The 10,295-nt window shown below is 49.9% G+C and carries 12 protein-coding genes; 2 read left to right on the top strand and 10 right to left on the bottom strand.

The annotated features are described in order from the left end of the window. Nucleotides 1–299 precede the first annotated feature (299 nt). Together FRY98_RS28305 and FRY98_RS28300 are read right to left on the bottom strand one after the other, a co-directional pair. On the bottom strand, nt 300–515 hold the full coding sequence (locus tag FRY98_RS28305; RefSeq protein ID WP_148458062.1) for a hypothetical protein: 216 nt from the start codon (nt 513–515) through the stop codon (nt 300–302). A 184-nt stretch (nt 516–699) separates the two neighbouring features. Further along, a complete protein-coding gene (locus FRY98_RS28300) occupies nt 700–1,314 on the bottom strand; it encodes a stage II sporulation protein M (RefSeq protein ID WP_148458061.1) in 615 nt (204 codons plus the stop codon). A gap of 100 nt (nt 1,315–1,414) precedes the next feature. On the opposite strand from FRY98_RS28300, the gene pdaB reads away from it, so the two are divergent. Continuing rightward, a complete protein-coding gene (gene pdaB, locus FRY98_RS28295; protein ID WP_148458060.1) occupies nt 1,415–2,224 on the top strand; it encodes a polysaccharide deacetylase family sporulation protein PdaB in 810 nt (269 codons plus the stop codon). Between the two features lie 48 nt (nt 2,225–2,272). On the opposite strand, the gene FRY98_RS28290 is transcribed toward pdaB, so the two are convergent. Next, nucleotides 2,273–2,860, bottom strand: a complete 588-nt coding sequence (locus FRY98_RS28290) for a KinB-signaling pathway activation protein (RefSeq protein ID WP_148458059.1) — start codon at nt 2,858–2,860, stop codon at nt 2,273–2,275. Nucleotides 2,861–2,988: 128 nt separating this feature from the next. On the opposite strand from FRY98_RS28290, the gene gerD reads away from it, so the two are divergent. Continuing rightward, a complete protein-coding gene (gene gerD, locus FRY98_RS28285) occupies nt 2,989–3,828 on the top strand; it encodes a spore germination lipoprotein GerD (RefSeq protein ID WP_148458058.1) in 840 nt (279 codons plus the stop codon). Nucleotides 3,829–3,870: 42 nt separating this feature from the next. On the opposite strand, the gene FRY98_RS28280 is transcribed toward gerD, so the two are convergent. The 7 genes from FRY98_RS28280 to FRY98_RS28250 form a co-directional block, all read right to left on the bottom strand. Beyond that, entirely contained in the window at nt 3,871–5,010 is a 1,140-nt protein-coding gene (locus tag FRY98_RS28280) for an Mrp/NBP35 family ATP-binding protein (protein WP_148458057.1), read from the bottom strand. A gap of 62 nt (nt 5,011–5,072) precedes the next feature. After that, complete coding sequence (gene cwlD, locus FRY98_RS28275; RefSeq protein ID WP_148458056.1) at nt 5,073–5,843, bottom strand: N-acetylmuramoyl-L-alanine amidase CwlD; 771 nt, start codon at nt 5,841–5,843, stop codon at nt 5,073–5,075. Nucleotides 5,844–5,941: 98 nt separating this feature from the next. After that, the gene (sat, locus tag FRY98_RS28270) at nt 5,942–7,111 is read right to left on the bottom strand and encodes a sulfate adenylyltransferase (protein WP_148458055.1); all 1,170 of its coding nucleotides are present in this window, start codon (nt 7,109–7,111) and stop codon (nt 5,942–5,944) included. Between the two features lie 33 nt (nt 7,112–7,144). Continuing rightward, nucleotides 7,145–7,837, bottom strand: a complete 693-nt coding sequence (locus FRY98_RS28265) for a phosphoadenylyl-sulfate reductase (RefSeq protein WP_148458054.1) — start codon at nt 7,835–7,837, stop codon at nt 7,145–7,147. 792 nt (nt 7,838–8,629) lie between these two features. Continuing rightward, nucleotides 8,630–9,022 carry a 30S ribosomal protein S9 gene (gene rpsI / locus FRY98_RS28260; protein WP_148458053.1) on the bottom strand — a complete coding sequence of 131 codons (393 nt, stop codon included), beginning with the start codon at nt 9,020–9,022 and terminating at the stop codon, nt 8,630–8,632. 20 nt (nt 9,023–9,042) lie between these two features. Beyond that, complete coding sequence (gene rplM / locus FRY98_RS28255; RefSeq protein ID WP_148458052.1) at nt 9,043–9,480, bottom strand: 50S ribosomal protein L13; 438 nt, start codon at nt 9,478–9,480, stop codon at nt 9,043–9,045. A 253-nt stretch (nt 9,481–9,733) separates the two neighbouring features. Continuing rightward, on the bottom strand, nt 9,734–10,099 hold the full coding sequence (locus FRY98_RS28250; protein ID WP_148458051.1) for a TFIIB-type zinc ribbon-containing protein: 366 nt from the start codon (nt 10,097–10,099) through the stop codon (nt 9,734–9,736). Between the last annotated feature and the right edge of the window lie 196 nt (nt 10,100–10,295).

Raw genomic sequence — 10,295 nt, 5'->3', positions numbered from 1 at the left:
CTCATAGGATGGATTTTCAAACGACACAAGGTCGATTTAAATCCCATCATTTTAATACTCACTCGTTGTTCAGTTTTCAAAGATCAACTTCGTCATTTCGTCATCGCTTTGTTTCAGCGGCGACTTTTATAATATAACATAGTCAGCTAGGTTTTTGCAAGAGTTTTTCGAAAGTTTTTTTGTTCCAAATCCTACCTTCGAACGATGCTCACTACGTTGTCCCGAAAAAGCGGAACGTTTGATAATTTACCACATCCCCGAAGAAAATGTCAAACCCAAATTTCCCCATCCGTCGAAATCTATAAAACAATACGTCTAGCATATTTGGAGAGCTCTTTGGAAGGGGCGAATCTGGCATACATCCGAAATACCGTCTTATACCGGTTAGCGATAGCCCGTCTAATTTCACGGTCCAGCCGTTGATCGCTTAAATCAAGCAGCATTTCGTCCAGTTCTTTTCGAAGCACGTAATCAAGTTCCTTGCATTCCTTTTCATTAAACAGCATTCCCAGCATGGCATAACAGCTCCTCTTCATCGATAGTTGCGATTTTTACAAGGACTAAGTTAGGACGTATGGCGGCAGCGAATGACCTTACATTTCCTGGGTATTTATTGTTTAACCTCTTCCCCGCCCGTATAAACCCGTTCTTTTGAACCGCTTTACTGTTATGCTCACTTTCCGGGAAAATTATGACACTTCACCTCATAAGGTGATAAGTTATCGTGCTTTCTATGACTGCCGCTATCAGAAGGAATACCACAATCCAAAAAGCTCCCCTACCCGCCGAAGCAAAAAAATCCTTCCAATTCACGGTCCGGTCCGACCGATCTCTGGCTCCCAATTCACCTAATCCCTTGAGCACAACATAACCGAACTGCATGCCGAACCCCGCCGCTACCAAAATCGCGGGAATCTCTATAATGCCATGCGGCAGTAAACCCAACACGACAAGCTCAAACAGGTCCGCTCCTTGTGCGGCGGCAAGCGACACTACCAGACCCAGGACCATACCGTTCATCAGCAGAAAGATAGCCGGCATGATTCCCAACAAAGCTCCGAGAACAATCACAGCTACGCTTTTTATCGCATTATTCAAGAAGATAAACTTAAAAAAGCTCAGCTCCGGCATTGCGGACTGCGACAGCTCGCGGCTGTATTCCTGAAGCTTCGCGATATCCGGGGCCACCAATCCGGCAATGGTTTCAGAACCCGCCGTCCCCAGCAGGATACCGACTGCGAACAGAGCCAGCGACAAGTACATCGCTTTTTTATAGCGCCTAAGGTCCAGAAAAAATAATCGAGGTGAAAGCATATGCATAAGCCTCCTAATCAAAGTCATAAAGCAAAAAGGTACGAGCATACATTAGACAAGCGGAGTAAATTTATTCTGATGACGAGAGGGGCATCATCCAATGAACAATTTCTTCTATGTCCTGAACGGGAAGAAGATCAAAAGGTTCTTTTTTCTCTTCGCGGCAGCCCTGTTTACGGCAGGTGTAATCTACGTGGAACAGAGCCATATTACCGTCTTCTCCGAAGAAAGCAGCCCGACGGCCATTTACAGCGTATCCACCGACCGCAAGGTCATCGCGTTGACTTTCGATATCAGCTGGGGCGATAAACGCGCAGAACCGATCCTTAAAGTCCTTAAGGACAAAAATGTTCAGAAGGCGACCTTCTTCCTCTCCTCCCCATGGAGCAATAGCCACCCGGATATCGTCAAAGCCATCCAAAAACAAGGATACGAAATCGGGAGCCATGGCCACAAACACACCAATTACAGCGAACTGAGCGATGAGGAAATCACCAAGCAGCTAAGATCGGCCCATACTATTTTAACCGATGTAACAGGTAAAGCACCAAATTTGCTCCGGCTGCCGAACGGCGATTTTGACAAACGCGTGCTGAAAGTTGCCCATGACCTTGGCTACCAAGTCATCCAATGGGATACGGATTCCCAGGACTGGATGAACAAAGGAAGCGATACGATTGTAAAAAGAGTCGTCAGCAAATCGCACCCCGGCGATATCGTCCTGTTCCATGCCAGCGATTCCGCCAAGCAGACGCACGAAGCGCTGCCGATCATTATCGACGAGCTCCGCAAAAAAGGCTACGAATTCGTTACGGTCTCCGACTTGCTCCAGGAAGCCGGGCTGAAGGGAAACCAGGTGAGGGATCAAGCCTGGATATGGCAGCAGGTGGATACGGCGGCGGGAATGTAAAAAAGGAAAAAGAAGCCCGGTTCGGATCATCCGGACTTCTTTTTTTGTTTATGCGTTCTTAGGCTGCAATATGCGGTGCAAAATCAGAATTTGGTATGCGTTGCAAGCGATCAGCGGTGCCGCTATCCATGCCGTCGCCTGATCCACTCCGATTTTGAGCACACCGACCGTTTCCACGATCGTAACCGCAATCATAAAGAATAAAGTCGGTACCCAGGCCGTAGCATTCGTCATCCTCGCTTTTAAAAAAGCAACCCCAACAGCTATAACGAGCAATATCAGGCCAAGAACCATATCCGACGCCCCTCTGCTCTCCCCGCCCACAAACGCGCGGAAAAACATCAACTCCAGGAGCGCAAGCGCGGTAAGTACAATTTGAACGTACAGCCAGGTTCTGCGGGAAAAAACACCGTTTCCCATGTAGTTTACCATCATATACGCAAAAAAGCCCATTTGGGAATAAACACTGACCATGATGCCAACGCCGAGCAGGATGCCGACATTCACAAGAAAATCCGCCGTTCCTTTAAGTTCGACCGTGCTTGTCCATTGCAGCAGCAGACCTACAATCAAAGAACCTGCGGCACCGACGACCAGGGTCGTCCAAAACAAATAAAGCCATCTTTTTAAGTTCAACCGCGACACCCCCACTAACGAAATATTTTACCAACGATCCCGGTAAAAAACCATGGTTTTCGGTTGGATAATTCCTTTTTTCAGACCGCATACTAATGACCAGCGACAAGCATAAGGAGGAAGGAACCATGAAGTGGCAGGGTTATCGATGGTTTGTGTGCATCTTATGTTTATTCACTCTTCCGCTGGCGGCCTGCGGTTCTGAACAGAGCTCCTCCTCATCGCAAGGCGGAGTCAGCTATAAAGACACCAAATCCATGGTCATTGATATCCTGAAAACCGAAGACGGCAAAAAGGCCATCTACGAAGCCTTAAGCGGCCAAAGCAGTTCCGGAGGCGGCGGTTCCGAATCGGGGGGCGGTGAGTCCGGTGGCGGTAGTGGCGGTGAATCCGGTGGCGACGAAAGCGGAGGCGGATCCGGTGGCGGATCCGGAGGAGGTTCAGGGAGCGGCGGGTCCGGTGGAGGGGGCACGATGGGGATCAAGATGATTCTTCCGGGACAATCCTCCGACCAAATCCGTATGGCGGTCAAAGAGACGATCACCTCGCCTGAATATAAAAAGGAATTCGAGAAAATTATGACGGACCCGAAGTTTGCCGGTGATTTTGCCAAGGCGATCAATACGCAGAGCAAGCAAATGCATATGGAGCTGATTAAAGATCCGACGTATCAAAAATCCGTCAGCGAAATTATGAAATCGCCGGAAGTTATGAAGATGTTTCTGGATTTGACGAAGACTTCGGATTTCCGTAAACAGTCCATGACTGTAATGCAAGAAGCCATGCAAAGTCCTTTATTCAAAATGGAAGTCATGGACTTACTGAAAACCGTCGTTCAAGAGCAGCTTCAGCCGAAGGTGGAAAAGGCCCCTAAGTCTGGTGAAGAAGGCGGGCAAGGCGGCGGCACCCAACAAGGTGGGGGCGGCGGTGGCCAAGGCGGTGGCGGCCAAGGGGGCGGCGGAGCCTAGTCATCATCCGAAGCTGAATGTACAAAAAAGACTGACCCCGGGTCAGTCTTTTGTACATTTCGCAATGATTTGCGAAGCCACCTCGCCGTAAATCTGTCCGGCAGGCGTGTCCGCTTTGTACACGGAAGGGGAGAAATCGGGCTCGGCCGGGTGGTTGTCCGGCGCGCTGACCGGAATTTGCGCCAATAGCTCGGTGTGCAGCGTTTCCGCAAGGCGCGCGCCCCCGCCCCGTCCGAAAATATAATCCTTCTGCCCGCATGCCGAACATTCGTAGTACGCCATATTTTCGATGACCCCCAATACCTCATGCTCGGTTTTAAGCGCCATCGCTCCAGCTCTGGCCGCGACGAAGGCCGCTGTGGCATGCGGGGTGGTCACGATGATCTCCCGGCTTTGCGGAATCATCTGGTGCACATCCAGTGCGATATCGCCGGTTCCCGGCGGCAGATCAAGCAGCATGTAATCCAGTTCGCCCCAATTTACGTCGTTAAAGAACTGCCGAAGCATTTTCCCCAGCATGGGACCGCGCCAAATAACCGGGTTGTTATCCTGGATAAAAAAGCCCATGGACATCACTTTGACGCCGAACCGTTCTACCGGAATGATCGCCCCTTCTTGCACGGTGGGGGCCGTCTCGATTCCCATCATATCCGGCACGCTGAAACCGTAAATGTCCGCGTCGATCAGACCGACCCGCTTCCCTTGTCTGGCCAATGCCGCCGCCAGATTGACGGTAACGGTCGATTTCCCGACCCCGCCTTTTCCGCTGGCAATGGCTATGAAATGCACGCCCGACTCGGGATCCAGAATCGGCAGATGCTCCAATCCGGCGCCATGACCCTTTACTGGCCCCGGTCCTTCCGCCGCTTGAGCGGATGCGGATCCCTTCGAAGATGGGCCGGTCTCGGCCGGCTCCGCTCCCGCGTTCATTCTCTCCTGCTCCGACGCTTCGCGAAAGCGGAGATGCACATGAGAGATGCCGGCTTCGGCCAAACGAAACCGGATTTCTTTTTCGATTGACTGCTGTGATGCCTCGTCTTTACCCAGGCAAACGACGGTGAGGGAGACTTTATCTTCCTTGATCATCATATCCCGAATCCACTGCAAGTCGACAAGACTCCGACGTAACGCGGGTTCTGCGACAGGCCGCAGCACCGCTTCCAGCTGCTCCTTCGTTATCAATGACAGCACCTCGACTTTATATGATATAAGTAACTACGTCTATTATGACATTTATTATATCATTACTTGTCGCTGTCCGCTGATTTTCCCGCCCCTTCCCCGGAGGCATACCTCAAAAGGCCCTGGTAAATGGAAGCCGCCACTTTGCGCTGGTAGCCCTCATCCCCCAATAACCGGGATTCTTCCGGATGGGAGAGAAAGCCTACTTCTACGAGCGCCGCGGGGATCTTCAAAGCCTGAAGGACATATACCGGCTTGTCGGAAACTTTTGCGACCCGGTCCGTATTCTCCAGATTCCGCCGTAATTCCTGTTGGATCAAATCCGCCAAGGCGGCGCTATTGCCGTTGTTCGAAAAGTAAAACGTCTGCGCCCCGCGCCAACGTTCGGAAGGCACACTGTTCATGTGAATGCTTATAAATAAGTCGGCTTCTTGCTCCTCGATAAACCGGACGCGCTGCTTCAAATCCTCTGTTTTCCGCTTGCTGTACCCTCTTGTCTCGGCTCCGGCCAAGTCTTTGTCGACTTCCCGGGTCATCACAACGATGGCACCGGCCTGCTGCAAATAGTCGCGCAAATACAACGCCACCGCGAGGTTGATATTCTTCTCGATCAGTCCTTGCTTGCTGACCGCCCCCCCATCCGGACCTCCATGTCCGGCGTCCAGTACAATCTTCCGGCCCGCGAGCGGGAGACTCCAGTAATTCCATACTTTTGCCGCAGGCCTTTCATATATCGCCAACCCCGCCAGTACGGCCAATAGGCAAAGTCCGATCACCGCCTTCTTGATGTGACCGAGGGGAATCCACACCGTCACTTTATCTTGGGAGTCCATAAAAAAATCCACCTCCGTCCATAATGACATTAATCATCATATGGGACGAGGTGGACAAATATGCCGAAAGCCATGCAAGGCTTTTAAATTAAGCTGTATTATATAATGACCTGGTGACTCATGCCTTCAATCAGAACCTTGGCTACCTCCGGACGGGTAAACTCAGGCGGCGGACAAATCCCGTCGCGCAGCAAGCCCCTTACTTTCGTCCCGGAGAGAGTCATATGATCCTCTTTCGGGTGTGGACATGTTTTGCTCGACGCCATGTTTCCGCATTTCGTACAGAAGAAGCTGTGCTCGAAAAACAGCGGCGAGATGCCCAATTCCTCTGCGGTAAAATTGGAGAAGATCTCCTGGGCCTCATAAGTCCCGTAGTAGTCCCCTACCCCGGCATGGTCGCGGCCGACGATGAAATGGGTACATCCGTAATTTTTCCGCACCATGGCATGGAATATGGCCTCTCTTGGTCCCGCATAACGCATCGCCGCGGGGAATACCCCCAGGAAGGTGCGATCCTGCGGATAGTAGTTCTCCAACAACACCAGATAACTCTTCATCCGCACATCGGCCGGAACGTCATCCGACTTTGTCTCCCCGACAAGCGGATTGAGGAAGAGCCCGTCTACAATCTCCAGCGCGCTCTTCTGAATATACTCGTGAGCCCGATGCACCGGATTGCGGGTCTGAAAGCCGACAACCCGTTTCCACCCCTTCTCCGCAAAGATGCGCCGGGTTTCTTCAGGGTCGAAATAGAACTCGCCGAACCGTTCGGGCTGCGGGCGGTTCAATACCGTCACCTCTCCGCCTACATAAATCGGGGAGCGTTCAAACAGTTTTTTTACACCCGGGTGTTCCAGATCGTCCGTTTTAAACACATTCACCGCTTCTTCACGCTGATCCACTTTATAGATGCTGCCTACTTTTAAAAGACCGTAGATAACGCCATCATGTTGGCCGGTAAGAGCCACGGTCTCCCCTATGGAGATTTGAGCCGCATCCTCCTCGCTGATCGAGAGCGTGATCGGAATGCTCCATACCGTTCCATCCGCCAGCCGCATATTTTTAACAACGGAGCGGTAGTCCTCTTCGTTCAAAAAGCCGTTCAGTGGAGAAAAAGCTCCAACACCAATCAGATCCAGGTCGGAAATACTCCATTTGTTGATGGATATGGTCTGCAGTTTCTCCGCTTCTTGCAACAAGCGCTCCCGTTCTTCCCCGGCAGCCAGCCTATTGATCAAACTGCCGCCATGCGGTAAAATTGCCGTCATCTCATTTCTCCCCTTATCCCAGCTTGTGCTGAATTATTTATGCAGTCCGCACTCCGTCTTTTCCGAACCCGCCCAACGTCCTGCCCGCGGATCCTCGCCCGGCATCACCTGACGGGTGCAATGTTCGCATCCGATACTCGGATAGTTCCGGTCATGCAGCGGGTTGTATAGCACATCATTTTCCCGTATATAGTTCCATACGTCTTCACTGGTCCAACTGGCCAGCGGATTAAATTTGACAAGGCCGAATTTGACGTCGTATTCGATCTTTTTGGCGTTGGCGCGCGTAGGAGCCTGATCCCGGCGGATCCCGGTGATCCAGGCATCATATTGCGAAAGTATTCTGGTCAGCGGCTCTACCTTACGGATATTACAGCAAGCGTTCGGATCGGATTTCCACAGCTCCTCGCCATACCGCTCCGCCTGTTCCTCCGGCGTTATTTCGGGCGAAACCCGAACAAAGTCCAAATTGTAGCGCTCGGCCATCGCATCGCGAGTTTCATACGTCTCTTTAAAATGGAAGTCCGTATCCAAATAAAACACATCCGTAGACGGACTGATTTTCTGTAACATATCGACAATCACGACATCCTCAGCACCGAAACTACAGGCAAAAGTAATGTTCGGAAACGTTTCAACCGCCCAAGCGATCACTTCCTGGGGAGTTGCCGATTCCAGCTCCTCCGCCTTCGTAGTGATCAGTGCTTCTTTTTCAAGCAAATTCATCTTTACTCGCCCCTCCATTTATAAAAAGCATAATAGTAAAAGACGTTCGTCATATGAACCAGAGATAATACCTACTAAACAGATTTGAATTATATTTTTTAGTATAGGGGTTTCTCCCGAGAAGTCAACCCGTAATAATATGACCTGATCTGTTTTTATATTGGCATAATATTATCTAGACGTTTGTCTCGTGATATCTAATAACGCCTTTACTCTATAATCCATATGTGTTCTTATGCGGGCCATGCTCCCGAAAAAAAACCTCCAGGACAGTTACCAAATCTTTTGAGATGGTTACATTCTCCTGAAGGTGTCTCACTTGCCTCACGTTTTGGGAGCAGGCCCCAGACAATGTGTTTTGTATCTAAAGCCGAATTACATTTTTGCTGGCTGGGGAAAAGGGTGGTGGGCCAAAGGATTTTTACTCATAGCTATAAGCTTTCCTGACCCCCGGTCGAATTTGTGTCTCATCAGACATCGTGGTAGGAGAAAACGAGGATTCGTTAAATCATATTTAGCTTACGAAAATCAAAGTGCCTACCGTCCTTCCAACCCATCCAACTCTAAAAAGATGCAAATCTGCAGGTATTTAGGCCGATTCCTGAGCGGATGCGAAAAAAAATGTAAATCTACAGGTATTTCTAGTGATTTTAGAGAAACAAGCCGATTTCGTCAAAAATTCCTGCAGAATCGCAGGAATTTTATGTGATCAAGGTTGTCTGATGGGTAATAGTGTTTTCTTAGACAAAAAAGCCTCCGGCCCAATATAGGCCGAAGGCTTTCGTTGCAATATTAACGTTTCGAGAATTGTGGCGCGCGACGAGCGGCTTTGAGACCGTATTTCTTACGTTCTTTCATCCGTGGGTCACGAGTCAGGAATCCTGCTTTCTTCAACGAACCACGGAACTCTGGGTCTGCTTTCAGCAGAGCGCGAGCGATCCCGTGACGGATGGCGCCGGCTTGACCGGAGATGCCGCCACCGTGAGCGATGACGATAACGTCATAGCTGCCGAGCGTTTCCGTCAAACTCAAAGGTTGTTTAACGATCAGTTTGAGGGTTTCCAAACCGAAATATTCATTGATATCGCGTTTATTAATGACAATGCGTCCTTCACCCGGTACAAGGCGAACACGAGCTACCGAATGTTTACGACGACCTGTCCCATAGTATTGTACTTGTGCCATGAAACTGTCCTCCCTTTTAATTATCCGCGAAGTTCGTAAACTTCAGGTTTTTGTGCTGCATGTGGATGCTCCGTGCCGGCATAGACTTTCAGTCTCAGCTTCATTTTCTCGCCTTGGCGAGTTTTAGGCAGCATGCCATGTACAGCCGACTCAATTACACGTTCAGGCTTCGAGTTCAAAAGATCCTTGGCAACTGTCACTTTCAAACCGCCTGGATGCAGGGAGTGACGATAGTACTTCTTGTTCTCCATTTTCTTACCGGTCAGAGCAATCTTCTCGGCATTGATGACTACGACGAAGTCGCCGCCGTCAACATGTGGAGTGAATTGTGGTTTGTGCTTGCCGCGGATCAGTGCAGCTACTTCGCTTGCCAAACGGCCCAACGTTTTGCCTTCGGCATCAACAATGTGCCAGTTGCGCTCTACTTCGCTTGGCTTCGCCATATAGGTGGTACGCATTTAAAAGATCCTCCTTCATTATCGTTCGAAATGGTTCGTCAATGCATAAAACGATCTGGCTCTTCGGGTACCAAGACCGCTTTCTGCCATTTATGTTTCATCGTCGTTATATACATGTTTGTTCATTCTTATGTTACTGCTATGCGGTTTTCCTAACTGGGGGCTGTGGGATAGCCGTTAAGAAAACACAACTTTTATTTTACAGGATGAGGCCTGGTTGCGCAAGTCTTTTTCTTGCAAAAAACACTCCATTTTAATCGAACAGATCTCCGAACACGTCCAGGACCGATTTCTTCTTCTTGTGCTTATAATGCCCTTGCGGATACCCCTGGTGATAGCCTGGTTGCGGCGATCTAGGATCGGGCTTCGAGGAAGGCCGGTGATCGTAGTTCGGATCCGCATACCGGGTCTCCTTCTCCCTCCGCTCATAGGAAGGTTCCCGGTCATGACGCTCATACCATTCGTTAAAAGCGGGGCGGATTTGCCGCACCTCATTCATCAGCTTCTCCAATTCGCCGCGATCCAGCCACACGCCTTTGCAATCGGGACATACATCGATCAGAACTCCGTCTTTTTCTACTTCTCTCATACGCACGTCATGACATACAGGACACTTCATTGGGTAAAAGCCCTCCTAAGGTTCTATAATTTTATTTGCTATATAAATTGAACTATTGATTTGCATGTGGGGCAACCGTGTGAAATGTTCTTCCGATCGCTGTTGCTCCCAAATTTCTAATTAAATATTTATAAAGGTTGAAATCCGATCACAAAGGCGAGCTGTAGCTTATGCTTCCGATGCCAGCTTTCTTTCA

Origin of the sequence: Paenibacillus faecis (assembly GCF_008084145.1) — a bacterium.
Lineage (GTDB): Bacteria > Bacillota > Bacilli > Paenibacillales > Paenibacillaceae > Fontibacillus > Fontibacillus faecis.
Note: the sequence above shows the minus strand (reverse complement) of the source record. Positions and strands in the feature narration are given on the sequence as shown.

What these genes read in the sequence shown, in the direction of transcription:
- rplM (WP_148458052.1), bottom strand. Translation starts at nt 9,480, where the DNA reads ATGCGTACCACCTATATGGCGAAGCCAAGCGAAGTAGAGCGCAACTGG.
- rpsI (WP_148458053.1), bottom strand. Translation starts at nt 9,022, where the DNA reads ATGGCACAAGTACAATACTATGGGACAGGTCGTCGTAAACATTCGGTA.
- FRY98_RS28300 (WP_148458061.1), bottom strand. Translation starts at nt 1,314, where the DNA reads ATGCTTTCACCTCGATTATTTTTTCTGGACCTTAGGCGCTATAAAAAA.
- FRY98_RS28250 (WP_148458051.1), bottom strand. Translation starts at nt 10,099, where the DNA reads ATGAAGTGTCCTGTATGTCATGACGTGCGTATGAGAGAAGTAGAAAAA.
- FRY98_RS28265 (WP_148458054.1), bottom strand. Translation starts at nt 7,837, where the DNA reads ATGAATTTGCTTGAAAAAGAAGCACTGATCACTACGAAGGCGGAGGAG.
- gerD (WP_148458058.1), top strand. Translation starts at nt 2,989, where the DNA reads ATGAAGTGGCAGGGTTATCGATGGTTTGTGTGCATCTTATGTTTATTC.
- FRY98_RS28305 (WP_148458062.1), bottom strand. Translation starts at nt 515, where the DNA reads ATGCTGGGAATGCTGTTTAATGAAAAGGAATGCAAGGAACTTGATTAC.
- pdaB (WP_148458060.1), top strand. Translation starts at nt 1,415, where the DNA reads ATGAACAATTTCTTCTATGTCCTGAACGGGAAGAAGATCAAAAGGTTC.
- cwlD (WP_148458056.1), bottom strand. Translation starts at nt 5,843, where the DNA reads ATGGACTCCCAAGATAAAGTGACGGTGTGGATTCCCCTCGGTCACATC.
- sat (WP_148458055.1), bottom strand. Translation starts at nt 7,111, where the DNA reads ATGACGGCAATTTTACCGCATGGCGGCAGTTTGATCAATAGGCTGGCT.